Annotated in this window: 21 protein-coding genes; 5 read left to right on the top strand and 16 right to left on the bottom strand. The window is 75.1% G+C overall.

Annotation, left to right across the window (positions count from 1 at the left end; translation table 11 throughout):
• Window positions 1-26 precede the first annotated feature (26 nt).
• Together VFG42_RS15075 and VFG42_RS15070 are read left to right on the top strand one after the other, a co-directional pair.
• Window positions 27-269, top strand: coding sequence for a hypothetical protein (locus tag VFG42_RS15075; protein ID WP_324909562.1), 243 nt, complete (start codon window positions 27-29; stop codon window positions 267-269).
• Between the two features lie 273 nt (window positions 270-542).
• A complete protein-coding gene (locus tag VFG42_RS15070; protein ID WP_324909561.1) occupies window positions 543-1,304 on the top strand; it encodes a response regulator transcription factor in 762 nt (253 codons plus the stop codon).
• On the opposite strand, the gene VFG42_RS15065 is transcribed toward VFG42_RS15070, so the two are convergent.
• The 4 genes from VFG42_RS15065 to VFG42_RS15050 all read right to left on the bottom strand — a co-directional run bounded on the left by VFG42_RS15065 (window position 1,187) and on the right by VFG42_RS15050 (window position 6,551).
• Complete coding sequence (locus tag VFG42_RS15065) at window positions 1,187-2,905, bottom strand: GAF domain-containing sensor histidine kinase (protein ID WP_324909560.1); 1,719 nt, start codon at window positions 2,903-2,905, stop codon at window positions 1,187-1,189. The genes VFG42_RS15070 and VFG42_RS15065 overlap by 118 nt on opposite strands.
• A gap of 32 nt (window positions 2,906-2,937) precedes the next feature.
• A complete protein-coding gene (locus VFG42_RS15060) occupies window positions 2,938-3,981 on the bottom strand; it encodes an FAD/NAD(P)-binding oxidoreductase (protein ID WP_324909559.1) in 1,044 nt (347 codons plus the stop codon).
• Window positions 3,982-4,074: 93 nt separating this feature from the next.
• Window positions 4,075-5,667, bottom strand: coding sequence for an ABC transporter permease (locus VFG42_RS15055; protein ID WP_324909558.1), 1,593 nt, complete (start codon window positions 5,665-5,667; stop codon window positions 4,075-4,077).
• Complete coding sequence (locus tag VFG42_RS15050) at window positions 5,664-6,551, bottom strand: ABC transporter ATP-binding protein (protein WP_324909557.1); 888 nt, start codon at window positions 6,549-6,551, stop codon at window positions 5,664-5,666. Before VFG42_RS15050 ends, VFG42_RS15055 begins: the two co-directional genes overlap by 4 nt.
• 219 nt (window positions 6,552-6,770) lie before the next feature.
• Between VFG42_RS15050 and pdxY the strand changes: the two genes are divergently transcribed.
• Window positions 6,771-7,637: a pyridoxal kinase PdxY gene (gene pdxY / locus VFG42_RS15045; protein WP_324909556.1), complete on the top strand. Its 867-nt coding sequence runs from the start codon at window positions 6,771-6,773 to the stop codon at window positions 7,635-7,637.
• Here the strand turns inward: pdxY and VFG42_RS15040 are convergent.
• The 7 genes from VFG42_RS15040 to VFG42_RS15010 all read right to left on the bottom strand — a co-directional run bounded on the left by VFG42_RS15040 (window position 7,634) and on the right by VFG42_RS15010 (window position 17,321).
• A complete protein-coding gene (locus VFG42_RS15040; protein ID WP_324909555.1) occupies window positions 7,634-8,683 on the bottom strand; it encodes a Dyp-type peroxidase in 1,050 nt (349 codons plus the stop codon). The genes pdxY and VFG42_RS15040 overlap by 4 nt on opposite strands.
• 5 nt (window positions 8,684-8,688) lie before the next feature.
• Entirely contained in the window at window positions 8,689-9,852 is a 1,164-nt protein-coding gene (locus VFG42_RS15035; RefSeq protein ID WP_324909554.1) for an FAD-dependent oxidoreductase, read from the bottom strand.
• 81 nt (window positions 9,853-9,933) lie between these two features.
• On the bottom strand, window positions 9,934-10,713 hold the full coding sequence (locus VFG42_RS15030) for a cyclase family protein (protein WP_324909553.1): 780 nt from the start codon (window positions 10,711-10,713) through the stop codon (window positions 9,934-9,936).
• 33 nt (window positions 10,714-10,746) lie between these two features.
• A complete protein-coding gene (locus VFG42_RS15025; RefSeq protein WP_324909552.1) occupies window positions 10,747-12,387 on the bottom strand; it encodes a thiamine pyrophosphate-binding protein in 1,641 nt (546 codons plus the stop codon).
• A gap of 21 nt (window positions 12,388-12,408) precedes the next feature.
• On the bottom strand, window positions 12,409-14,763 hold the full coding sequence (locus VFG42_RS15020) for an HAD-IC family P-type ATPase (RefSeq protein ID WP_324909551.1): 2,355 nt from the start codon (window positions 14,761-14,763) through the stop codon (window positions 12,409-12,411).
• Window positions 14,764-14,772: 9 nt separating this feature from the next.
• A complete protein-coding gene (locus VFG42_RS15015) occupies window positions 14,773-16,119 on the bottom strand; it encodes a M20/M25/M40 family metallo-hydrolase (RefSeq protein ID WP_324909550.1) in 1,347 nt (448 codons plus the stop codon).
• Between the two features lie 32 nt (window positions 16,120-16,151).
• Complete coding sequence (locus VFG42_RS15010) at window positions 16,152-17,321, bottom strand: Xaa-Pro peptidase family protein (RefSeq protein ID WP_324909549.1); 1,170 nt, start codon at window positions 17,319-17,321, stop codon at window positions 16,152-16,154.
• A 59-nt stretch (window positions 17,322-17,380) separates the two neighbouring features.
• Between VFG42_RS15010 and VFG42_RS15005 the strand changes: the two genes are divergently transcribed.
• Both VFG42_RS15005 and VFG42_RS15000 read left to right on the top strand, forming a co-directional pair.
• Window positions 17,381-17,776, top strand: coding sequence for a Rid family hydrolase (locus VFG42_RS15005; protein ID WP_324909548.1), 396 nt, complete (start codon window positions 17,381-17,383; stop codon window positions 17,774-17,776).
• Window positions 17,773-18,948, top strand: coding sequence for a cysteine desulfurase-like protein (locus VFG42_RS15000; protein ID WP_324909547.1), 1,176 nt, complete (start codon window positions 17,773-17,775; stop codon window positions 18,946-18,948). Before VFG42_RS15005 ends, VFG42_RS15000 begins: the two co-directional genes overlap by 4 nt.
• On the opposite strand, the gene VFG42_RS14995 is transcribed toward VFG42_RS15000, so the two are convergent.
• From VFG42_RS14995 to VFG42_RS14975, 5 genes are read right to left on the bottom strand one after another with little or no spacing between them, the layout of a single operon-like run.
• Window positions 18,945-19,967, bottom strand: coding sequence for an ABC transporter ATP-binding protein (locus VFG42_RS14995; protein ID WP_324909546.1), 1,023 nt, complete (start codon window positions 19,965-19,967; stop codon window positions 18,945-18,947). The two genes, VFG42_RS15000 and VFG42_RS14995, sit on opposite strands and share 4 nt — an antisense overlap.
• Window positions 19,964-20,950: an ABC transporter ATP-binding protein gene (locus VFG42_RS14990; protein WP_324909545.1), complete on the bottom strand. Its 987-nt coding sequence runs from the start codon at window positions 20,948-20,950 to the stop codon at window positions 19,964-19,966. The genes VFG42_RS14995 and VFG42_RS14990 overlap by 4 nt, the downstream gene beginning before the upstream one ends.
• Entirely contained in the window at window positions 20,947-21,849 is a 903-nt protein-coding gene (locus VFG42_RS14985) for an ABC transporter permease (protein WP_324909544.1), read from the bottom strand. The genes VFG42_RS14990 and VFG42_RS14985 overlap by 4 nt, the downstream gene beginning before the upstream one ends.
• Entirely contained in the window at window positions 21,846-22,889 is a 1,044-nt protein-coding gene (locus VFG42_RS14980) for an ABC transporter permease (RefSeq protein ID WP_324909543.1), read from the bottom strand. The genes VFG42_RS14985 and VFG42_RS14980 overlap by 4 nt, the downstream gene beginning before the upstream one ends.
• Window positions 22,890-22,914: 25 nt before the next feature.
• Window positions 22,915-24,549 carry an ABC transporter substrate-binding protein gene (locus tag VFG42_RS14975; RefSeq protein ID WP_324909542.1) on the bottom strand — a complete coding sequence of 545 codons (1,635 nt, stop codon included), beginning with the start codon at window positions 24,547-24,549 and terminating at the stop codon, window positions 22,915-22,917.
• Window positions 24,550-24,555 lie beyond the last annotated feature (6 nt).

Here is a 24,555-nt window from a genome sequence, read left to right as displayed (position 1 = left end):
AGCGATCGCCTCCGCCCGACCGGCAGGTGGACGCCGACGAGCGCCCCCACCGCCGTCGCGCCGGCGAACGCGACGCCTGCCTCCTCCAGCAGGTCGGCGACCGCCTGGCGCCCCTCGCGATCGAAGGCCGCCAGCGGCTCGGGCTCGGGCGTGAGCAGCCGGTCGTGGTCGACCGCCGCGACGCGCCCGGAGCGGACGGGCGCCCCGGTGCGCGCCGCGGTCTGGCGGATCGTGGACCGGTGATGGTCTGGCGGGCCCGGAACGGCTGAGGTCCCTCCGAGCGCGCGGCGATCGCCTCCTGCGGTCGTGGCGCCACCAACGTCATCCGGACGCGACCGCGCGCGTGCTCGTGCAGCGCGAGCGCGGTCTCGGCGGCGGCCGGGCCGCCGCCGGCCACGACGACGTGAGCAGGACGGTGGACCACGGCCTCACACCGTGCCGGACGCCGTCCGGCGCGTCTGCCGTGGATCGCCGCCGACCCGCCTGTGGACTCTCCGCGTTCAGGTGCGGGATGACCGCATCCGGTCTGCGATCCTGATGGCGTGTCACCGACCGCGATCGTGCTCGCCGACGACCACGAGATGGTCCGCGCCGGCCTGCGGCACGTCCTCGACGCGCACGAGGACCTGTCGGTCGTGGCCGAGGCCGGAACGCTCGCGGAGGCGGTCGCGGCCGCCGCGTCGCGGCGCCCGGACGTCGTCGTGCTCGACCTCGCGATGCCGGGCCACCGCCCCGGCGAGACGATCGACGCGCTGCCGGCGATCGCCCACGAGGTCGCGCCCGCGCGCGTGGTGGTCCTGACGATGCAGGACGACCCCGAGTTCGCGCGTCGGGCGCTGCGCTCGGGCGCGATCGGCTACGTGCTCAAGGAGGCCGCGCCGACCGAGCTGGTCGAGGCCGTGCGCCGCGCGGCCGCCGGGAGGCCGTTCCTCAGCCCGGGCCTGGGCGCGCAGCTGGCCACCGACGACGGCGGCGGCGGCGGCGCGGCGGCGGCCCAGGCGAGCGACCCGGCGGCGCCGCCCGACGGGCTGACCGCGCGCGAGGCCGAGATCCTGCGGCTGATCGCGCTCGGCCACACCAACGCCGAGGTCGGCAGGCTGCTGCACCTGTCGGTGCGCACGGTCGAGGCGCGCCGCGCCCACGTGCAGCAGAAGACCGGCCGCACCGGCCGTCCGGAGCTCGTCCGCTACGCGCTGGAGCGCGGGCTGCTGGACGGCGTCGCCGGCGGCGGCGGCAAGACGGCGGGCGACGGGTCCGCGAACGCCGCCCGCAGGATCGTGCCGTCGGGCGACGGCTCGATCTGAAGCGTCCCGCCGACCAGGCCGACGCGCTCGCGCATCCCGGCCACGCCGAAGCCCGGCGACGGCGCGGTCGGGTCGAAGCCGTTGCCGTCGTCGGCGATCGTCAGCACGAGCTCGCCGTCGTCGGAGGCCAGGCGCACCGACACCCGCGACGCGTGCGCGTGCTTGGCGACGTTCGTCAGCGCCTCCTGGGCGACGCGGTAGACCGCGGTCTCCAGCTCGGGCGCCGGCCGCGTGTCCTCGTCCAGCGCGATGTACGTGGCGGCCTCCAGCCCCGCGCCGCCCGCCGCGCGCCGCACGAGCGCGCGCAGCGCCGGGGCCAGCCCCAGCTCGTCGAGCGCCGCGGGCCGCAGCTCGGCGATGATCGAGCGCAGGCCCGCGATCTCGTCGGCCAGGTGCTCGACGGCCTGCTCGGTCGTCGCGCGCAGCTGCGCCTCGTCGCCGTCGTGCGCCGAGGCCAGCAGCACCAGCAGCCCGCCGAGCGACTGCAGCGTCTCGTCGTGCAGCTCGCGCGCCCAGCGGCCGCGTTCGGCCTCGGCCGCCTCGATCGCGGTGCGCAGCCGCGACTTCTCGACGGTCTCGGCGGTGACGACCGCGATCGCCGCGCTGCTGGCGAAGGCGCGCAGCAGGTCCGCGTCGCGCGACCCGAACCCGTCCTCGGACGCGTCGCCCCGCGCGTCGCGGCGGTCGAAGGCGACCAGCACGCCGAGCGTCCGGCGCCGGTAGGACAGCGGGACCAGCAGCGCGGTCGCCGCGTCGGGCGCGCCGAGTGGCGCCGGGTCCAGCCGGCCGTCGGCGGCGACGTCGTCGATCCGCTGGGCCTCGCCGCGCGCCAGGACCTCGCCCCAGCGCGTGCCCTCGATCGGCAGGACGTGGCCGGGCCCGGGCGGCTCGGTGACCTCGCCCGCGCACGCCCCGACGACCAGGCCGCCGGGCGCCTCGAGCAGCACCGCCACGCCGCGGGCGTCGACCAGCGCGCGGGCGCGCTTGACCACGAGCTCCAGGATCGGCTCGCGGTCGACCTCGGCGCCGAGCGCGATCGCGATCTCGGTGCTGGCGCGCAGCCGCGCGACCGCGCGCTCGAGGTCGTGCCGGCGCTGGTCGATCCCCTCGTAGAGCCGGGCGTTCTCGATCGCGACCGCCGCCCAGCGCGCGAGCACGATCGCCGTCCACTCGTCCTCGTCGGTGAAGCCGCCGGGCTTGTTGGACAGGTACAGGTTCCCCCACGCCTCGTCGCCGACCGTGATCGGGACGCCGAGGAACGTCGTGATCACCGGATGCTCGGACGGCGTCCCGAAGGCCAGCGGATGGCCGCGGACGTCGTCGAGGCGCAGCGGGCGCGGGTCGTCGATCAGCAGGCCGAGCACGCCGCGGCCGCGCGGCGGGTCGCCGATCAGCGCGCGGCGCTCATCGCTGATCCCGCGCTCCACGAAGCGCTCCAGACCGTCGCGCGCCGCGTTCAGGACGCCGAGCGCGGCGAACGGCGAACCGGTGAGCTCTCGCGCGGTCTCCAGGAGCCGCTCCAGGACCTCCTCAAGGTCCAACTCGCTGACCAGCTCGCGGGCCACCACGGCGAGACGGTCCAGCCGGCCGGCGTCGGGCATCGTCCGACGATACGGTCGCTCACCGGCCGCCGTCAACGGCAGCTGGCCGCGCCGAGCCGGTCGTGGCGCAGCGGACCGAGCCCGTGCTCGTCCAGCTGGTGCTCGAGGATGTCGGCCGACCACGGCCCCGGCAGGATCTCCTCGACGCCCGCGCGGGCGGCGATCACGTCGGCGATCGTCGAGGCCTGCGAGCAGGCGACGTCGACGTGCTTGACCGGGCACGTCGTCCCGTCCCCGGCGGCGAACACGTCCTCCAGGCCGCAGACCGCGCCGTGGTCGTCGATCGGGATGAAGCCGTCGGGCGTCGTCGGCACGCCGGGCAGCGCCGGGCCCTCGAGCACCGGCAGCGCGACGAGGTGGTCGTCGCCCAGGAGCGTGCGGACCGCGCCGACCCGGGCGCGGCCGTCGAGCGCCTCGAAGACCGACGCCGACGGCACGACGGCCACGCCCGCCTCCTCCAGCAGGTCCGCGATGCCCGTCCGCGCGCCGCGCTCGAAGGTGCTCAGCGGCGCGGGCTCGGGCGTGAACAGCCGCAGCCGGGCGCCGGGGGCGCGGGCGCGCGCCTCCAGGCCGGCGAGCACGGCCAGCTCGTAGAGCGACGGCGCCCGCGTCACGCCGGGCGGGACGACGAACGACAGCGGGCGGCGGTGGTCGCCGTGCAGCTCGGCGATGACGCGGTCGGCGGCCATCGGCCCGGCGTCGCCGTAGAGCGTCAGCGCGGCCGAGTCGAGGACCCGGCGGGCGCGGGCGCCGGGCGCGAGCACGAGCAGGTCGTAGGGGACGACGCCGCCGTCGGCGAGCTGGACGCGGTGACGGTCGCCGTCGACCGAGACGACGCGGCCCGAGCGCAGCCGCGCGCCGAGCGCGGAGACGACCGTCGGCAGGTCGTGGGCGCGGCGGCGCGCCTCGGAGAACGCCTCGACGCCGGGCATCGGCCGCGCGCTGGCGCCGGGCGGCGGGACGACGTACGTCAGCGCGACCGCCCCGGGGGCGTGCTCGCGCAGCACGAAGCCCAGCTCGGTCGCGGCGGGGCCGCCGCCGACGACGACCACGCTCGGAGGACGGACGGAGGGCATGCTCCCCCAGCGTGGCCGCCGGCCCGCGGGCTGTCTGCCGTGAAGCGCCGCAGATCGCGGTGCGGCGATCCCGCAGGCCCCGTGCCGGGGCGGTCAGCCGGTCGCGACGTCGCGCCGGGCCAGCGCGGCGAGCCCGGCGGCCGACAGCGCCAGCGCGATCGCGGTCAGCCACAACAGCGGCACGACGTCGAGGTCGGCGGCGGGCAGCAGCGGGACGTGCTGGAACGGCGAGAGGTCCAGCACCCAGCCGGGGACGTCGAGGATCGGGCCGACGACGAAGACGACGTAGCAGGCGACGATCGCGCCCCAGGCCAGGCCGACGGCGCGCGGCGCGGCGCCGAGCAGCAGCGTCGCCAGCCCGGCCAGGACCCAGACCGCGGGCGCGTGGGCCAGCGCGGCGCCGGCGTCGCGCGCGAGGTCGTCGAGGCCGCGGCCGGCGAGCACGTCGCCGACGCCGAGGCCGATCCCGGTGGCCAGCAGGACGAGCGCGGTGCCGGCGAACGCGAGCGCGAGATGGGATCCGGCCCAGCCGCGGCGCCCGAGCGCGGTCGACAGCAGCGGCTCGGCGCGGCCGGTCGTCTCGTCGCCGTGCGGGCGCAGCGCGGACTGGACCGCGAAGCCGGAGGCGATCAGCGCCAGCAGCGTGGCCAGCGTGGCGACGAACGCGTCGCGCGGGTCGGCGGCGTGGCCGCGCAGGACGACCTGGCCGAGCTTGCCCTCCCCTCCGCGCGCGAGGTCGTCGACGCTCTTGGTCACGGCGCCGAAACCGATCCCGGCGACGAGCAGGCCGAGCGTCCAGCCGATCAGGCTCGCGCGCTGCAGGCGCAGCGCGAGGCCCAGCGGGCGCGGCAGGCCGGCGGCGGCCCGCGCGGGGCCGCGGCGGGCGGCGACGATCCCCGAGCCGAGGTCGCGCCGTCGCCGCAGCGCGCGCGTGGCCAGCAGGACCAGGGGCGTGGCGATCGCGTACAACGACAGCGGCGCCCAGCGCTCGCCCGCGAACGCGTGCAGCTCCTCGCCCCAGCCCAGCGGCGACAGCCACGTCAGCGCGCCGCCGCCGGTGTCGCCCAGCGCGCGCAGCGCGAACGCCACGCCGATCGTCGCGGCGGCGAGCCCGTTGGCCGCGCGCGCGGTCGAGACCAGCTGGCCGGCCAGCGCGCCGAGCGCGCCGAAGACCAGGCCCGCCCCGGCGATCCACAGCGCCAGCGCGACCGCCCCGGCCGCGTCGGTGCCGACCGCGATCAGCCCCAGCGCGGTCAGCACGGCGGCGGCCACGTTCAGCAGCGCGACGAGCGTCAGCCCGGCGGCGGTCGGCGCCAGCCGGCCGGTCGCGGTCGACAGCAGCAGCTCGGTCTGCCCGCGCTCCTCCTCCCCGCGCGTGTGGCGCACGGCCAGCAGCGCGCAGACCAAGGCCATGGCCATCGCCGCCCACAGCCCGGACTTCCACGCGGTCAGCCCGCCGATCGAGTCCAGCGCGCGCGGCGGCCCGGCGACCGCGATCAGCGCGGCGTTGTCGGTGATCGCCAGCGCGGCGCGGGCGCGGTCGGCCTGGGTCGGGTAGAGGCCCTGGTAGCTGAGCGCGGTGACGACCAGCAGCGCGGCGATGCCCAGCGCCGACAGGACCACGACGAGCCGGTCGCGGCGCAGCGCGAGGCCCAGCAGCGGCCGGGTCCCGGCCAGGTCGCTCACGCGGCGGCCTCGTCGTAGTGGCGCAGGAACAGCTCCTCCAGCGTCGGCGGCCGCGACTCCAGCGTGCGCACGCCGAGCGCGGCGAGCCGCCGCATCACGGCCTCCAGCGCGGGCGCGTCGACCGACAGCCGCACCCGGTGGCCGTCGACGTGGGCGTCGTGGACGCCGGGCAGCGCGACGAGGTCGTCGGGCGCCGCGGTCGTCTCGGCGACGATCGTCGTGCGGCGCAGGTGGCGCAGGTCGTCCAGCGAGCCGCCGTCGACGACGCGCCCGTCGCGGACGATGCTGACCTGGTCGCAGAGCGCCTCGACCTCGGCGAGGATGTGGCTGGAGAGCAGCACGGTCCGGCCCGCGGCGCGCAGCTCGCGCACGCACTCCTGGAAGGCCGCCTCCATCAGCGGGTCGAGGCCCGTGGTCGGCTCGTCGAACAGGTACAGCTCGACGTCGCAGGCCAGCGCGGCGATCAGCGCGACCTTCTGCCGGTTGCCCTTGGAGTAGGCCCGGCCCTTCTTGGTGGGGTCGAGCCCGAAGCGGTCGACCAGCTCCGCGCGGCGGCGCTCGTCCAGCCCGCCGCGCAGGCCACCGAGCACGTCGATGATCTCGCCGCCGCTGAGGTTCGGCCACAGGTTGACGTCGCCCGGCACGTAGGCCAGGCGGCGGTGCAGCGCGACCGCGTCCCGCCACGGGTCGCCGCCCAGGAGCCGGACCGTGCCGGCGTCAGCGGTCAGCAGCCCGAGCAGGACGCGCAAGGTGGTGGACTTGCCCGCGCCGTTGGGGCCGAGGAAGCCGTGCACGGCGCCGTCGGCCACGGCGAGGCTCAGCCCGTCGAGCGCCGTCGCATGGCCGAAGCGCTTGACGAGCCCGTCGATCTCGATCGCCGCCATGGCGCGATCATGGCATGACGGCGCTCAGCGGTCGCGCGAACGGAAGCGGGACGTCCGCGGTCCGCGTCGGGACACCGGACGGATGACCGTCGCGTTCTCCGGTGATGCCAAAGGTCAGCTAGGCGACCCACTCAGTGACGATCGCAGAGCTCGCGCGAGCGGTCCCGGCTGCGATGCCGGGACCGAGCGCGTCGCTCCGATCGGCCATCATGTCGCTCCATGTCGGCGCCGCTGAACGTCCTGTCGATCCAGTCTCACGTGGCCTTCGGGCACGTCGGCAACGCGTCCGCGGTCTTCACGATGCAGCGCCTCGGAGTGGAGGCCTGGCCGATCCACACCGTGCAGTTCTCCAACCACACGGGCTACGGCGAGTGGACGGGCCGGGTCTTCGACGGCCAGTTCGTCGACGAGCTGCTGGACGGCATCGAGGCGCGCGGCGTGCTCGGGCGCTGCGACGGCGTGTTGTCGGGGTACATGGGCTCGGCCGACGTCGGCTCCGCGATCCTCGCCGCCGTCGATCGCGTGCGCGGCGCCAACCCGGACGCGACCTACTGCTGCGACCCGGTCATCGGCGACGTCGGGCGCGGCGTCTTCGTGCGGCCCGGCATCCCGGAGCTGATGCGCGACCAGGCGGTGCCCAAGGCCGACGTCGTCACGCCCAACCACTTCGAGCTGGACTACCTGTCGGGGATCGTCAGCCGGACGCCGCGCGACCTGGCCGCGGCGGTCGCGGCCGTCCAGGCGCTCGGGCCGAGGACCGTGCTGGTGACGTCGGTGCACCTGGAGGACACGCCGGAGGACGCGGTCGACCTCGTCGCGGGCGAGGGCGGGCGCCTGTGGCGCGTGCGCACGCCGCGGCTGGACCTGTCGCTCAACGGCGCGGGCGACGCGATCGCCGCGCTGTTCTACGTGCACCGCACGCGGACCGGGTCGGTGGCCGAGGCGCTCAGCCGCGCGGCGTCGGCGACCTACGCGGTGCTGGAGGCCACCGCGGCGGCCGGCTCGCGCGAGCTGGTGCTCGTCGCGGCGCAGGACCAGCTGGTCGAGCCGGCGCGCGTGTTCGCGGCCGAGCCGCTGGACGCCTAAGACGCGGGCGCGTCGCGCAGCGAGCCGATGCCGAGCGAGGGCTCCGCGGGCTCCGGCTCCGGCGCGGCCTCCTCCGCGTCCTCCGGCGCCTGCGCCAAGTCCTCCAACATGCTCGCCGTCGGCACGAAGAACGTCGCGCCGGTGACCGCCGTGGAGAAGTCCAGCAGCTGGTCGTAGGCGCCGGGCGGGGCGCCGACGAACATCCGCTCGATCATGCGCTCGGTGACCCACAGGCGGCCCGAGTAGCCGATGAAGTAGGTGCCGAACTCCCCCGCGCCGGGGCGGCCGAACGGCATGTTGTCGCGCAGGATGTCGAGCTCGCCGCCCGCGCCGTCGTCGATCGTCGCCAGCGACTTGTGCGACAACCGCGGCGCGCCGTCGTCGTCGATCTCGATGTTGTCGCTCTTGGTGCGGCCCATGATCGCCTCCTGGCGCTCGGTGCTCAGCGCGCCCCAGGCGTCGAGGTCGTGGAGGTACTTCTGCACGACGACGTAGCTCCCGCCCGCGAAGTCCGGGTCGTCGCCGTCGCCGATCAGCGCGGCGCCGGGCAGGTCGGCGCCGGTCGGGTTGGCGGTGCCGTCCACGAAGCCGAGCAGGTCGCGCGCGTCGAAGTAGCGGAAGCCGACGGTCTCGTCGACCACCGTGGTCACGTCGCCGAGCAGGTCCAGCAGCTGGCGCTCCAGCTCGAAGGTCATGTCCTCGCGCTCGGCGCGCAGGTGGAAGAGCAGGTCGCCGGGCGTCGAGGGCGCGGTGTGGACCGGGCCGCGGACCTCCGGGAACGGCCGCAGGTCGGCGGGGCGCCGCCGCGGCGAGAGGCGGTCCCACAGCGCCGAGCCGATCCCGACGACGCAGGACAGCCGCCCGTTGAGGTCGCGGAAGCCCACGTTCTTGACGAGGTCGCCGACCGCGCCGAGCACGTCGCGGACGGTCGCGAGGTCCTCGTCGCCCGCGCCGACCGACAACACCAGGAACACCGCCGAGCGCGACAGCGGCGCGTCCACGCTCTGCGCGTCGATCGGAACGCGATCCCAGGCTCCCTTGTCCATGACCATCATGTTCTCATGGCCACCGCCCCGGGCCCGCGCCCCTCGGCCTCCAGCCGCGCCAGGTAGGGCGCGAGGCGACGCGAGGCGATCTTCGTCGGCGGCCACCACAGCGGCTGGGCCGACAGCTCCGACGTGCCGTCCGGATCGCCCAGCTCGGCGCGCAGGAAGCGCGGGCCGTGCTCGGTCAGCAGGACGCCGCGCAGCACGCGCGGGCTCGGGACCTGGGCGACCAGCGCGCCGGCGCGGCGCGCGAGGTCGACCGCGACCGCCTCGGCCTGCTGGGCGGCGAGGCCGCCCTGCTTGACCGCGAACGTCCCGGCGTCGCCCGCGACGTGGACGTCGTCCACGCCCGCCACGCGCCCGCGCGCGTCGGACGGGATGAAGCCGTGCTCGTCGCACGGCAGCCCGGCGATCCGCGGGCCGGCCTGCAGCGGCAGGCTGACGATCCGGTCGGCGTCCATCCACGAGCCGCCGGCGCGCAGGGAGCTCGCGGTGACGACGTCGGCGTGTACGCCCGGGAACAGCGCGACGCCCGCCGCGTCCAGGAGCGCGCCGACCTCGCGCGAGGCCGCCGCGCCGAAGGCCTCCAGCGGCGCGCGCTCCGGCGTCAGCAGCGTCACGCGGTGCTCGTCGGCGTGGTGGCGCGCGCCCCACGCGGCGGTCAGCAGCGCCAGCTCGTAGGCGGGCAGCGTCCAGCCGACGCCGGTCGGGACGACGATCGCGACGTGCGGCGCCAGGCCGTGGGCGAGGTCGGCCAGGGCCTCGTCGAACTCCTCGCCCGACAGGTCGCGGTCGAACGTCACGCCGTCCTCGAAGGCCGGGTAGGGCCGTGCGCCGGTGGCGACGATCAGCTCGTCGTAGTCCACGGGCGCGCGGCCGGCGATCGCCACTTGGTGGTCGCCGGGCGCGACCGCGGTGACCCGGCCGGCGATCAGCTCGGCGCCGTGGTCGGCGCACAGGTCGGCGAGCCGGTGGCGCCGCGGACGGCCGAGCCCGAACGGCTCGCCGACCAGCAGCGGGCGGTACAGGAAGTCCTCCTGGTCGGCGATCAGCACCGGCGCGACGCGGCCGGGCGCCAGGTCGCGCAGGGCGAGCAGCGCCTCCAGGGCCGCGACGCCACCGCCGGCGATCACGACGCGGAGAGGGTCGTGGCGGTGCTCGAAGATCATGCGACCACCGTCCCACCGGCGCGCCGCGGGGCCATCGGCACGGCCCCGCGGATCGCGTCCGTAGTTTCCCGGGACCGGCGCTCAGCGCGGCACGAAGGCGAGCACGCGCGACGGGCTGCCGGTGCCGCCGACGAGCTTCAGCGGCGCGACGACGATCAGCGCGCCGCGGGCGGGCAGGCGGTCGACGTTGGCCAGCTGGGTCAGGCCGTAGCGGCCGGCGCCCAGCAGGAAGTTGTGCAGCGGGAACGCCGGGTCGAAGCCGCCGGCCGCGCCGGCGTCGATGCCGACGGTCTCCACGCCGAAGCCGACCACGTTGGGATGCTCGGCCAGCCACTTCGACGCCGCGACGTCGGGGCCGGGCGTGACCGGGCCCTCGGGGCCGGCGTTCAGGAACGCGGCCTCGTCCTGCGCCCGCGCGCCCCAGCCGGTGCGCAGGACGACCCACGTCCCGGGCTCCAGCGGCCCGTGCTGGGCCTCGTGGGCCTCGAGGTGCTCGACGGTCAGCAGGTCGCCGGCGTCCCGCGCGACCGCGGCGCTGCGGTCGATCACCGCGACCGGCCCGACGAGCCGCGACGGCGCGACCGAGGCGACGTCGTCGCCGTCCTGGCCGGTGATCCAGTGCACGGGCGCGTCGAAGTGCGTGCCGGTGTGCTCGCCCAGCTCCAGGACGTCCCACGCCCACGCGGGGCCGTCGTCGTCGTAGCGGCTCAGGCGTCGCCGCGAGAGGTGCGGCGTGTTGGCGAACGGCTCGGGCAGGACCAGCACCGGCGTGGTCTCGCTGAGCGGCTGGGTGAGGTCGACGACCTCGACCGCGCCGTCGGCGAGGGCGGCCAACAGGTCGGTCACGGCGGTGCTGGACACGGGCGTTCAGGCTCCTTGTTGATGGTGTTCGTGCTACCCCGCGCGGAAGGCCTCTTCGAGCCACGCGGCGCAGATGGTGGGGTCGACCTTGGCGTCGACGACGAGCGGGCCGGCTCCGGCCCGCAGCCACGTCGCGACCGGCGCCAGGTCGGCGACGCCGCGCACCGTGATCCCCTCCGCGCCCATGCCGCGCGCGATCGCGGCGAGGTCGGCGTCGGGGAACCGGGCGGACGACACGTCGCGGCCCAGCGGCTCGAAGTGGTGGACCTCGGCGCCGTAGGCGGCGTCGTCGTAGACGACCACCAGCAGCCGGAGGCCGAGCCGGACGGCGGTCTCGATCTCGGCGATCGACAGGAACGCGCCGCCGTCGCCCAGCGCGGCGACCGTGACGCGGTCCGGCCGCGCGACCGCGGCGCCGATCGCGCAGCCGAGGCCGAGGCCCACGGCCTGGAAGGCGTTGGCGAAGAGCCACGCGCGCGGGTCGGCGACGTCGAGGTACATCGCCGGGTAGCCGGTGAAGTGGCCGGAGTCGACGGCGATCGCGACGTCCTCGGGCAGCAGGTCGGCGAGCGCGATGCTCAGCGTGCGCGGGTCGACGTGGGCGTCGCCCGAGACGTCCTCGTAGGGCTCGTCGCGCCAGCGGCGGGACGCGATCGTCGCCGCGAGGTCCGGCGTGCCGCGCCAGCCCGGAGCCTCCGGCACCGCGTCGGCCAGCGCCCGCGCGGCGGCCGCGACGTCGCCGACGATCGCCACGTCGGCCGGGCGGTGGGCGCCGAGCGCGGACGGGTCGAGGTCGACCTGGATCACGCGCGCGCCGTCGCCGATCAGCGCGCCGTGGCGCGTGGTCCAGTGGTTGAGCGTCGCGCCGAAGGCGAGGATCACGTCGGCCTCGGGCAGCAGCTCGGCGGCCAACGGCGAGGCGAAGCCGCCGGAGATGCCCAGGTTGTAGGGGTCGCCCGCGAACAGCCCGTGCGCCACGGCCGACGTGGCCAGCAGCGCGCCGACGCGGTCGCCCAGCGCCCGCAGCGCCTCGCCCGCGCCGGCCAGGACCGCGCCGCGGCCGCCGACGATCGCCGGGCGCCGCGCGCCCGCCAGCAGCGCGGCGGCCTCCGCGATGGCGGCGGCGGTGGGCGCGGGCGGCGCGGGGACCGGCGCGGGCTCCGCGGCCGCCCCGGCCTCCCCCGCCCCCTGGGCCTGCAGGTCGATCGGCAGCATCAGCACGACCGGCCGGCGCTCGACCGCGGCCCGGCGCAGCGCCCGCGCGGCGTCGGCCGCCGCCGAGGACGGCGCGTGCAGCCGCTCGGCGACCGCGCCCACCGACTCCACGAGGCCGTGCTGATCGATCCGGAAGTTCGAGCGTAGCGCCCAGGCCGGGGTCTCCCCCGACAACACCAACAACGGCGTCCGCGCCTTCGCCGCCTCGGCCAGCGCGGTCAAGGTGTTGGTCAACCCCGGCCCCTGGTGCACCGACGCGACGCCGACCCGGCCGGTCACGCGCGCCCAGCCGTCGGCCATCCCGACCGCGCCGCCCTCGTGGCGCGCGGCGTGCAGCGTGGCGCCGCCGGCCACCAGCGCGTTGGTCGCGACGAGGTTGCCGCTGCCCATCAGCCCGAACGCCGTGTCGACGCCCAGGCGCGCCAGCGTGCTCCCGACGACGTCGGCGGCGGTCTCCATCGGCGGCAACCTACCTCATCGTCAGCGGCCGCCCGACCCCGGCGCGAAGTCGCTCAGCCAGAGGGCGAAGATCGAGAAGGCGCTGCCGCACAGCGCGGTGAGGACGATGCCGACGTTGGGCGTGGCGAGGTCGAAGAAGTCGCGCGTCGGCCCCAGCGCCAGCGCCGCCACGTAGAGCCCGGCGAGCGCGGCGACCGCCACCGAGACGATCGTCCGGCGCTTGAGGCCGGTCGCCTCCAGGACCAGGATGAGGTACAGCCCGAGCACGATCAGCACGGTGATCGCCACCGTGCGCGACTCGGTCAGCCCCATCGCCAGCGGGTGGATGGCGAACAGGTAGCTGGCCAGCACGCCGACGCCGACCAGCGTCCCGGACGGGACCGCGAAGCGCGCGACGTCGTGCACGAACGACGGCGAGCGCCACGGCCCGCTGCTGGGCGCCAAGGCCAGGAAGAACGTCGGGATGCCGATCGTGATCGTCGCCGCCAGCGTGAAGTGCCGCGGCAGCAGCGGGTAGGCGGTCGACGTCGTCCCGATCAGCAGGATCAGGAAGGCCGCGAAGGCCGACTTCGTCACGTACAGCTTGGCCACGCGCTGGAGGTTGCGCAGCGACTGGCGGCCTTGGTCGACCATCGGCGGCACGACCGCGAAGCTGTCGCGGACGAGCACGAGGTCGGCGACGCTGCGCGCCATCTGGGCGCCGCTGCCCTGGGCGATCGCCAGCCGCGAGGCCTTCAGCGCGGGCACGTCGTTGACGCCGTCGCCGACCATCGCGACATAATGGCCTTGGTCCTTCAGCGCCTGGACGAAGCGCCGCTTGTCCTCGGGCGAGACGCGCCCGACGACGCCGGTGCGCTCCGCCACCTCGCGCAGCCGCACCGGGTCGGACGGCAGCTCGGCGCCGCTCAGCGGCGCGTCGCCGACCTCGATGCCCGCGTCGCGCGCGATCGCCGCGACCGTCCGCGGCGCGTCGCCCGACAGCACCTTCACGGCGACGCCCTCGGCCCGCAGGAACGCGATCATCTCGCGCGTCTCGGGGCGCAGCTGCTCGCCGAGGACCACCAACCCCAACAACGACAGGTCCGACGGCGGCCCGGCGTCGTCGGCCACGGCGTCCGGCAGCGACGCGGTGCCCGCCGCGATCGCCAGCACCCGCCGCCCCTCGGCCGCCGTCCGCTCGGCGACGTCGGCCAGCGCGCCCAGCGCGAACCGCTCCGGCGCGCCGAAGGCCAGCGTCTCGCCGTCGTCCACCGTGATCGCGCTCCAGCGCCGCCGCGAGGAGAACGGCACGCGCGCGGTCGTCACCAGCGGCTCGGCCGGATAGGCCTGCGCGACCGCCTCCAGCGTCCCGTTGCGCTCGGGCGTGCCCGCGCCGTAGCGGGCCAGCGCCGCCTCCACCGCCGAGCGCTCCACGCCCTCGGCCGGGATCACGTCGACCACGCGCAGCGCCGCCTCGGTCAGCGTCCCGGTCTTGTCGGTGCAGATCACGTCGACCGCGGCCAGCGACTCGATCGCGTTGAGCTGCTGGGCCAGCGCGCCCTGGCGCGCCATCCGCAGCGAGGCCACCGCGTAGGTCAGGCTGACGAGCAGGACCAGGCCCTCGGGGACCATCGAGAGCACGGCGGCCGTCGAGGTCGAGACCGCGTCCGACGCCGACGCGTCGCGCTGGGCCAGCGCGTAGCCGAGCACCGCGCCCAGGACCACCATCAACCCGACCAGCCAGAACAGCAGGCGGTTGACCGCGCGCTCCAGCGGCGAGCGCGGGTGGCGGAACTGGCGCGCCTCGCCGGTCACGCGGCCCGCGTAGCTGTCGGCGCCGACCGCGTCGACGACGTAGGCGCCCGCTCCGTCGGCCACGAACGACCCGGACCGCACCTCGTCGCCGGCCTCGACGACCTCGGGCTCGGACTCGCCGGTGAGCACCGACGCGTCGACGGTCAGCCCGTGCGCCTCGGCCAGCCGGCCGTCGGCGACGATCTGGTCGCCGGCCTTGACGCGCACGAGGTCGCCGACGACGACCTCGGCCACCGCCGCCTCGCGCGCGGTGCCGTCGCGGACGACCAGCGCGCTCGGCGCGACCAGCGCGGCCAGGCGGTCCAGCGCGCGCTTGGCGCGCACCTCCTGGACGATCCCGATGCCGGTGTTGGCGACCAGCGTCCCCAGGAACAGCGCGTCGCGCGGGTCCCCGAAGGCCAGCGTCAGCACGCCGAAGACCGCGAGGATCAGGTTGAAGATCGTCAGCGTGTTGGCGCGGACGATGCTCGCGTAGGAGCGGCTCGTCGCCTGCGGCTCGTGCCGCCCGCCCTCCTCCAGCCGTCGCCGCGCCTCCTGCTCGGTGAGCCCGACGGCGGGGGCGACGGCGGCGGGGGCGGCCATGCCCCGATCCTAAGCGGGACCGCCCTCCTCGGCCAGGCGCTCCAGCACGCGGATCGAGAAGCGGACATGGTCGAGGTAGTCCTCGACCGCCCCGTGCTCGTCGGGACCGTGCATGTTGCCGTCCGGCCGCAGCGTGCCCGCGGGCGAGATGACGGGCGCGCCGAGGTGGTCGAGGACCATGCGGCCGGGGCCGGCGCCGATCAGCACCGGGTAGACGACGGGCTCGCCGAACGCGTCGGCGGCCGCGGCGATCGTCGCGCGCGCGAAGGCCGTGTCCATCGGCGAGGCCGCGGGCCAGATCATGCGGCCCGGCGTGACCTCGACCTCGCCGAAGCCGTGGCGCTCCAGGTGCGCGCGGATCGCGGCCAGCGCCCGCTCGGGGTCCTGGTCGGGCACGAGGCTGAAGCGCAGCGTCACGCTCGCCTGGGCCGGCACCGAGCCCACGCCGTCGGCGCCCACGAGCATCTGGGCGATCGACATCGAGGGCTCGAAGACGAGGCGCAGCGCGAGGCCGACGTCGTCGCCGTCGGTCACGTAGGGGCGTACGCCGTCGACGCTGACCGCCGCGGTCGGCAGAGGGATTGCCGCGGCGGCGGCCAGCTGCTCCTCGGTCGGCGCGAGCGCGCCGTCCCGGAAGCCGTCGACGACGATCGTCCCGTCGGCGTCGACCAGCGACGTCACCGCGCGCATCAGCTCGATCGGCGCGGAGCGCAGGACCGAGGCGAACGCGGTGTGCTGGTCGGCGCGCAACGTGCGCAGCGCGAGGGTCACCTGGAGGTTGCCGCGGCAGCCGAAGCCGATCCCGGGGCGCCCGTCCTCGTCGCGCAGGAAGCTCTCCCACAGGCAGGCGTCGGCGTGCAGGAGGTCCGCGTTGGCCTCCAGCGCCTCGGCCAGCCCGGGGCTGCCGATCTCCTCGGCGGGGTCGGCCAGGAAGATGACCGTGTAGGGCGGCGGCGCGCCGTCGCGCGCCTCGCGCCAGGCCTCCAGCGCCGCCAGGCGCGCGGTCACGTCGGCCTTGTCGTCGCAGGCGCCGCGGGCGTACATCTTGCCGTCGCGGACCTCGGCGCCGAAGGGGTCCGACGTCCACAGCGCCGGGTCGCCGGCGGGCTGGACGTCGTAGTGCGTGTACAGCAGCAGCCGGCCGGGGCCGGTGCCGTTCAGGACGCCGACCAGCAGCGGGCCCTGGTCGGGGATGTCGATCCGGCGGACGTCGTCGAAGAGCCCGTCCATGCGCGCCTCGATCCAGTCGGCGCACGCGGCGATCGCGTCGCGCGCGCCGGAGACCGACGGGATCCGGCAGATCGCGCGCCACTCCTCGACGAGGCGGTCCCGCTCGCGGTCGACGAACGCGCTCACGCCGCGGCCGGTTTGCGAGCGCTCAGCGCGAGTCATACCGCGACCCCGCGCGACACCGGCGCCGGCGTCAGCTCGTACGGGTAGTCGGTCAGCAGCTCGCCGCCGTCCTCGGTGACCAGCACGAGGTCCTCCAGGCGCACGCCGCCGAAGCCCTGGCGGTAGCAGCCGGGCTCGACCGCGATCACGTCGCCGGCGACGAGCACGTCGTCGTTCTGGTCCAGGTGCGGCGCCTCGTGGATCTCCAGGCCGACGCCGTGGCCGAGCGAGTGGAAGAAGCCCTCGTTCAGGACGGTCCCGGGCTGCTTGGACAGGCGCGTCGGCTGCCCGGCCTCCTCGAACGGCGCGCACGAGATGCGGTGCAGCTCGCGGACCGGCAGGCCCGGGCGGATCGCCGCGTGGACGCGCTCGATCGAGTCCTTGACCAACCCGTAGTACAACCGCAGCTCGTCGCTCACCTCGCCGTGCACGAACGTCCGCGTGATGTCCGTGTAGCAGCCGGTCTCCGGGTCGCGCGGGCAGAGGTCGACGGTGACGGGCTCGCCGGTGCGGACCTGGCCGGAGCCCGAGTGGTGGCCGATGCAGGTCTGCGGCCCGTGGGCGACGATGACGTCGTCGCCGCCGCAGCCGTTGCGCAGGAACGCCAGCGCGACGCCCTCCTTCAGGCGCTCGCAGGTCAGCGGCGAGCCGTCGAGGAGCAGGCCGCCGTCGGCGTCGACCTCGGCCGCGTGCAGCGCCGCGCCGACCGACGCCACCGCCGCCTCGGCGGCGGTCTGGGCGCGCTTGACGCCCGCCAGCTGCGCGGGGCTCTTGACGCGGCGGCGTTCGGTGAAGCCCTCGGCGTCGACCGTCAGCTCGATGCCGCCCGCGCGCAGGTGGTCGGCGTGGCGGACCGGGAAGGCGGAGGGGACGATCGCGCTCCGCACGCCGAGGCTGCGGCACGCGCGCAGCGCGATCTCCAGCGCGGCGTCCTCGCCGGAGAGCCCGGAGGCGACCAGCTCGTCGAGCCCGAAGTCCTCCAGCGGCAGGGCGGTCATGCCCGGGACCTCGGACATCCGCGCGACCTCCAGCGAGCGCAACACGGTGTACTTGCGCCCCTCGTGCTCGATGTACAGGAACGAGTCGTGCACGGTGTGCGGGACCTCGTTGCGCAGCTCGGCGGAGCGCGTCGTGTCGGCGTACATGAGGACGGAGGGCGTGGCCATGTCCGCAGAATAGTGCACGCGGCGTCCAAGATATTGAAGCGACCGCTAGGCTGGCCCGTATGCACACGCTCAGAAGCGGCAGCCCGTTCGAGGAGCTGGCCTCCTACTCGCGCGCGACGCGCGCGGGCGACCTCGTCTCGGTGGCCGGCACCGCCGCCACCGACGCCACCGGCGCGTGCGTCCCCGCCGACGACGTGGGCGAGCAGACGCGCGAGTGCCTGCGCCGCGCCCTCGACGCCGCCGCGCAGCTCGGCGCGACCCGCGAGGACGTCTTCCGCACGCGCGTCTACCTCCTGGCCGGCGCCGACTGGCGCGCCGCCGTCGAGGCCCACGGCGAGGCGTTCGACGGCGTCAACCCCGCCAACACCACGCTCTTCGTCGCCGACCTGATCCCCAAGGACTGCCTGGTCGAGGTCGAGATCGACGCGCTGGCCTCCGGCCCGGTCGCCGCATGAGCGGCTACGACGTCGCCGCCGTCCGCGCCCGCTTCGCCGCGTTGCAGCGCGGCGACCTGACGTTCTTCGACACGCCCGGCGGCAGCCAGGTGCCCGACAGCGTCCGCGCCGCCGTGGCGACCGCGATGCGCGACGCCGCCGCCAACCTCGGCGGCACGTTCGCGACCAGCGAGCGCGTCGCGCAGATCGTCGCCGACGCCCGCGCCGCCGCCGGCCGCTTCCTGAACGCCGACCGCGGCGCGGTCGTCTTCGGCCAGAACATGACGTCGCTGAACTTCGCGCTGTCGCGCGCGCTGGCCCGCGACCTGAAGGCCGGCGACGAGATCGTCGTCACCCGCCTGGACCACGACGCCTCGGTCTCCCCGTGGCTGGAGGTCGCCCACGACACCGGCGCGGTCGTCCGGACCGCGGGCATCGACGAGGCGACCGGCACGCTCGACCTCGCCGACCTCGAGGCCCAGCTCAACGACCGCACGCGCGTGGTCGCGTTCACGTGGGCGGCCAACTCGATCGGCACGCTGGTCGACGCCGCCCAGGTCTGCGCGCTGGCCCACTCCCACGGCGCCCTGGCCTGGATCGACGCCACGCACGCGGCCGCGCACGTCCCGGTCGACGTCGAGGCGCTCGGCGCCGACGTCCTGACCTGCTCGCCCTACAAGTTCTGCGGCCCGCACCTCGGCCTCGCCTACGGGCGCCCCGAGGTCCTGGAGGCGTGGCGGCCCTACAAGGTCCGCCCCGCGCCCGACGCGCCGGTCGGCAGCCGCTTCGAGACCGGCACCCAGCCCTACGAGCAGCTCGCCGGCTTCACCGCCGCCGTCGACTACTGGCACGAGGTCGACGCCGCGGGCGCCGGCCACGCCCACGCGATGGCGCTCGGGCAGCGGCTGCTCGACGGCCTGCGGGAGCTGGACGGCGCGCGCCTGATCGGCCGCCCCACGATGGAGGGCCGCGTCCCGACGTTCCTGGTGGCCTTCGAGGACCGCGACGCGGCGACGGTCGCCGACGCGCTGGTGGCGCGCGGCATCGCCGCCTCGGCCAGCGACAGCTTCTACTGCCTGGGCCTGAAGGACCTCTACGCCCGGCGCGGCGCGCTGCGCCTCGGCGTGTTCCACTACACCACGGCCGACGAGATCGACGCCGTGCTGGCCGGGCTGACCGCCGCGCTCGCCTAGGCGACGCGCGCGGCCAGCGCGGCGGCCGCCTCCGCGGGACGGCGCGGCGTCTGGGCGCCCTCCTGCAGCCAGCAGGCGGCGGTGCGCCCGCCGCCGACGTCCAACGCGGGCGGCTCCTCCACGCGGCAGCGGTCCATCGCGTACGGGCAGCGCGGGTGGAAGCGGCAGCCCGCCGGCGGCGCGCTGGGGTCCGGGACCTCGCCCTCCAGCGCGACCGGCAGCGTCCGCTCGCCGTCGGCGCGCGGGATCGAGCCGATCAAGGCCTCCGTGTACGGGTGCGCCGGGCGCTCCCACAGCTCGCCGCTGGGGACCGTCTCCACCAACTTGCCCAGGTACATGACCGCGACCTCGTCGACGATGTGCTGGACGATCGCCAGGTCGTGGGAGATCAGCACGAGCGCCAGGTCCAGCTCGCGCGACAGCCGCACGAGCAGGTTGGCGATCTGCGCCTGGGCCGAGGCGTCCAGCGACGACAGCGGCTCGTCGAGCACGATCACCGACGGGCCCGCCGCCAGCGCGCGGGCGATGGCGATCCGCTGGCGCTGGCCGCCGCTGAACTGGTGCGGGTAGCGCTCGGCGGCGCTCGCGGGCATGCCGACCTGCTCCAGCAGCTCGGTCACGCGCGCGTCGGACACCCGCCCGCTCTCGGCGCCGACGGCCATCGCCAGCGCCTCGCGCAGCTGCGCGCCGATCTTGCGCCGCGGGTTCAGCGACGAGAACGGGTTCTGGAAGACCATCTGCAGCCGCGTCTGCTGCGCGGGCCGCGCGCGACGCGTCAGCGGCGCGACCTCGGCGCCCTCGAAGCGCACCTGGCCGGCGGCCCGCTGCTCCAGGCCGACGACCGCGCGCGCCAGCGTCGACTTGCCGCAGCCGCTCTCGCCGACCAGGCCGAGGATCTGGCCGCGGCGCACCGACAGCGACACGCCGGCGACGGCGCGCACCGGGTCGCGGCCGCGGCGCTCGTAGACGACCTCGAGGTCCTCGATCTCCAGGACGGGGGCATCGACGGCGACGCTCACGCGACGGCCTCCTTCTCGGTCATCGTCACCGGGCAGGCGACCGCGTGGTCGCCGTCGGCGATCAGCGCGGGCACGTCGACCCGGCAGGAGTCGACGGCCAACGGGCAGCGCGGGTGGAACGCGCAGCCGGGCGGCGGGTCCAGCGGGCTGGCCGGGATGCCGGGGATCGACCGCAGCTCGGTCTGCGCGCCCGCGCCCGGGTGCGGCAGCGCGCCCAGCAGCGCGCGCGTGTAGGGATGGCCCGGCCGCTTGAGGACGTCGGCGGCGTCGCCGCTCTCGATCACGCGCCCGGCGTACATCACCGACATGCGCTCGGCGATCGACGACATCACGCCGAGGTCGTGGGTGATCATCACCACCGACATGCCCTTCTCCCGACGCAGGCGGTCCAGCAGACGCAGGATGCCGGCCTGCACGGTCACGTCCAGCGCGGTCGTCGGCTCGTCGGCGATCAGCACGCGCGGCTCGCACATCAGCGCGATGGCGATCGCGATGCGCTGGCGCATGCCGCCGGAGAACTCGTGCGGGTAGGCGTGCAGCGCGGCCTCGCCGTCGGGGATGCGCACGTCGGCGAGCATCTGCACGGCGCGCGCCTCGGCGTCCTTCTTGGACAGCTTCAGGTGCCGGCGCGCGTGCTCGGTCATCTGCTTGCCGACCGTGAGCATCGGGTGCAGCGAGGTCATCGGGTCCTGGAAGACCATCGCCAGGTCGCGTCCGCGCAGCGCGCGCCGGGCGCTGGCGTCGGCCCCCGAGCCGAGCACCTCGCGCCCGTCGAAGCGCGCCGAGCCCGACGCGACGCCGCCGCGCGGCAGCAGGCCCAGCAGCGACAGCATCGTCAGCGTCTTGCCGCTGCCGCTCTCGCCCGCGATCCCGTAGATCTGCCCCGCCTCGACCTCCAGGTCGACGCGGTGCACGACCGTGCGCGGGCCGCGGGGCGTCGCCAGGCGGATCGACAGGTCCTCCAGCGTCAGCAGCGCGGTCACGACTTGTCCTCCTCGCGGAAGCTCGACTGCGGGTCGAACACGTCGCGCAGCCCGTCGCCGATGAAGTTGAAGGCCAGCACGGCGGTGAAGATCGCCAGGCCGGGGAACGTCGCCATCCACCAGTTCTGGAAGTACTGCGTGCCGACCGAGACCATCGAGCCCCACTCCGGCGTCGGCGGCTGCGTGCCGAGGCCCAGGAACGACAGCGAGGCCAGCAGCAAGAGGCCGTCGGCCAGGTAGATCGCCACGAGCACGACGATCGGCCCGACGACGTTGGGCAGGACCTCCTTGCGCATCGCGCGCGCGGCCGACGCGCCGTGCAGGCGGAAGGCCTGGACGTACTCGGCCTGCCCGATCGACAGCACCAGCGAGCGCACGACGCGCGCGTAGATCGGCCACTGGACGATCACCAGCGCGAGCACGGCGTTGCGCGTCGACGGCCCCAGCGAGGCGGTGACGACCATCGCCAGCACGATCGCCGGGAACGCCGAGACGAGGTCGGCCAGGCGCATGACCACGCCGTCGACCCAGCCGCCGACGTAGCCCGCGACGACGCCGAGGACCGTGCCGATCGTCCCCGACAGCGCGACGAGCAGCAGCGCGAGCGGCAGCGAGTGCCGGGCGCCCTCCATGACGCGGCTGAGGATGTCGCGGCCCAGCTCGTCGGTGCCGAAGAGGTGGCCGGACGACGGCGCCTGCGTGATCGCGAAGTCCTGCGCGAGCGGGTCGTGGGGCTCGATCAGCGGCGCGAAGATCGCGATCAGGATCCAGGCGGCCGCGATCGTCAACCCCACCACCATGGTCGGGCGACGCCAGGCCGAGCCGGCGGTCTTCGTGCCCGCGCGGCGGCGCAGGCGCGCCAGGCGCGAGGGCGGCAGGACGGCGGGCTGGGCGCTCACGACAGCCGCACCCGCGGATCGATCGCCGCGTACAGCAGGTCGACGATCAGGTTGATGATGACGTAGACCAAGGCGATGAAGATCGAGACGCCCATGATCGCGGGCAGGTCCAGCGACACGGCGCTCTTGTAGGCGTACTGGCCGATGCCCGGCCAGCTGAAGATGTTCTCGACCAGGACCGCCCCCGCCAGCACCGACGCGAAGACGAGGCCGAGCACGGTGACGATCGACGGCAGCGCCCCGCGCAGGATGTAGCGCGTGACGACGACGTGGTCGGGCAGGCCCTTGGCGCGCGCGGCGCGGACGTAGTCGGCGTTCAGGACCTCGAGCACCGCCGAGCGCGTGTAGCGCGCGATCAGGCTGACGTTGTAGGCCGTGAGCACGAGGCCGGGCATGATCAGGTGCTTGAACGCGTCCCAGAACGCGCTGAGGTTGCCGGCCAGCAGCGAGTCGATCGTGTCGAAGCCGGTGACGTCGGGCGGCGGCGTGACGGTCGGGCTCATGCGCCCGCCGCCGGGCAGCAGCCCCCACTTGAAGAAGAACAGGTACAGCGCGATCAGGCCGAACCAGAACATCGGCAGCGAGATGCCGGCCAGCGTCACGACGCGGACGCCGGCGTCGACGGCGGTGTCGCGCCGCAGCGCGGCGAGCACGCCGAGGCCGATGCCGAACAGGGCGCTGAGGACGATCGAGAACAGCGCCAGCTCGGCGGTCGCCGGGATCGCGACGCCGAGGTCGTGGGTGACCGCCTGATGGGTCTGCTGCGAGGTGCCGAGGTCACCCTGGAGCAGGTGCCCCATGTAGGTCAGGTACTGCTGCGGCAGCGAGTCGTCCAGGCCGTACTTCTCGTGGAAGGCGTGGATGGCCTCGGGCGTCGGGTTCTGGCCGAGGTTGGCCAGCGCCGGGTCGCCCGGCACCGCCTGCGTGAGCACGAACGAGACGATCGTGATCCCGATCAGCAGGAGGACCAGCGCGCCGAGGCGGCGCGCCAGGAACCGGACCAGCGGCTTGTGCGAGCGCGTCTTTCGACGCGCTCGCACGGGTGCCGGGACGGCGGCGGTTGTCTCAGTTGCCGCCAACGGCCGGGATGTTGAGGGTGTACGTCGGGTCGAGCACGACGTTCGTCAGGTTCTTGGACCCGACGATCGCCTGCGCGGGCTGGAACAGCGGGAAGTACGGGCTGTCCTTGTTGAAGCCGCGCTGCAGCTCCTGGAACAGCGAGCCGCGCTCCGCGTCGTCCAGCGTGCGGCCGGCCTTCTCGCCCAACGCGGCGAGGTCGGGGGCGTCCGCCTTGGTGTACTTGTTGTCGTTGGCGCGGCTGGTGCCCGGGGCGCCCGGCGCGTAGACGAGGTAGTCGTTGGGATCCGGGTAGTCCGGGCCCCAGTAGGACACGCTCATCTGGTTCTTGCCCGCGGCGTAGTTCTTCAGGAACGTGACCGCCGGGCGGCCGTCCAGCGAGACGTCGATCCCGATCTTGCCCAGGTCGGACTTGACCTTCTGGGCGACCGAGGCGAACGACACGCCGTTGGGCGTCGCGTCGGACGGGTAGGACAGCTTGACCTTGATGCCGGACTTGCCGCCCAGCGCCTGCTTGGCCGCGTCGAGGTCCTGCTTGACCGCGTCGGACTGCGGCAGCGCGCCGAGGAACTGCGACGGGATCACGCCCGGCGCCTGGACCGCGCCGGCGCCCGACAGCTTCGCGTAGCCGTCGTAGTCGAGCGCGAGGCGGATCGCCTTGCGGACGGCCGCGTCACCGGTCGGCGACACGCCGCTGTCCATGTTGGCCTCGACGTCGAAGATGTTGACCGAGGCGTCGGTGGTGACCTGCAGCGCGCCGTTGGACTTCAGCGTGCCGGCCTGCTGGGCCGAGAGGTCGAGGGCGATCTCGTTGCTGCCGCGCTGGACGTTGAGCAGCTGGGTCGGCGCCGCCATGTTGCGGACGACGACCTTCGGGTAGCCCTTGGCCTCGCCCCAGTACTTGGGGTTGGCGTTCAGCGTGTACTGCTGGTTCTGCTGCGCCGCGCCGAGGACGTACGGACCAGACCCGGCGCTCGCGGTCTGGAGGTACGCCTCGGCCTTGTCCGCCTTGTTGGCGTCCTTGGCGTCCGTGCCACCGTGCGCCTTGAGGACCTTCGAGTTCAGGATCGAGGTCGGCGGGGTGGCCAGGATGCGCAGGAGCGCCGGGTTGGACGTCTTGGACTTCACGACGACGGTCTTGTCGTCGGGCGCGGTGACGGTCACGCCGTCGAGCAGGAAGGCGCCGCTGCTCTGGAGGTTGACCAGGCGGTTGAGCGAGAAGACGACGTCGGCCGAGGTGACCGGGGTCCCGTCGGAGAACTTCGCGCCGTCGCGCAGCGTGAACGTGAAGGACTTGGCGTCCTTGGTGCCCTTCCAGGACTCGGCCAGCGACGGGACCGGGTCGGTCTTGCCGGGCTCGAACGTCACGAGCGTGTCGTACATCGCCTTGACGAGCATGTTGTTGGTCGGCGTGAACTCGTGACCCGGGTCGATGCCCTTGTCCACGAACGACTGGTCGACGACGAGCGTGCCGCTCGGCGCGCCCGCGGCCTTGGCGGTGCCGCCCGTGCTGCCGGTCGCCGCCGGCGAATCGGTCGACGCGCTGCCGCCACAGCCGGCGACGCCGAGCGCGCCAACGGCAGCGGCGAGGCCGACGGTCCTTCCAAGCCTGCTGATCTGCATGTGCTC

The sequence above is a fragment of the Baekduia sp. genome, assembly GCF_035685985.1.
Taxonomy (GTDB): domain Bacteria; phylum Actinomycetota; class Thermoleophilia; order Solirubrobacterales; family Solirubrobacteraceae; genus Baekduia.
The sequence above is the reverse complement of the archived record's forward strand: the minus strand, read 5'-3'. Positions and strand labels throughout refer to the sequence as shown.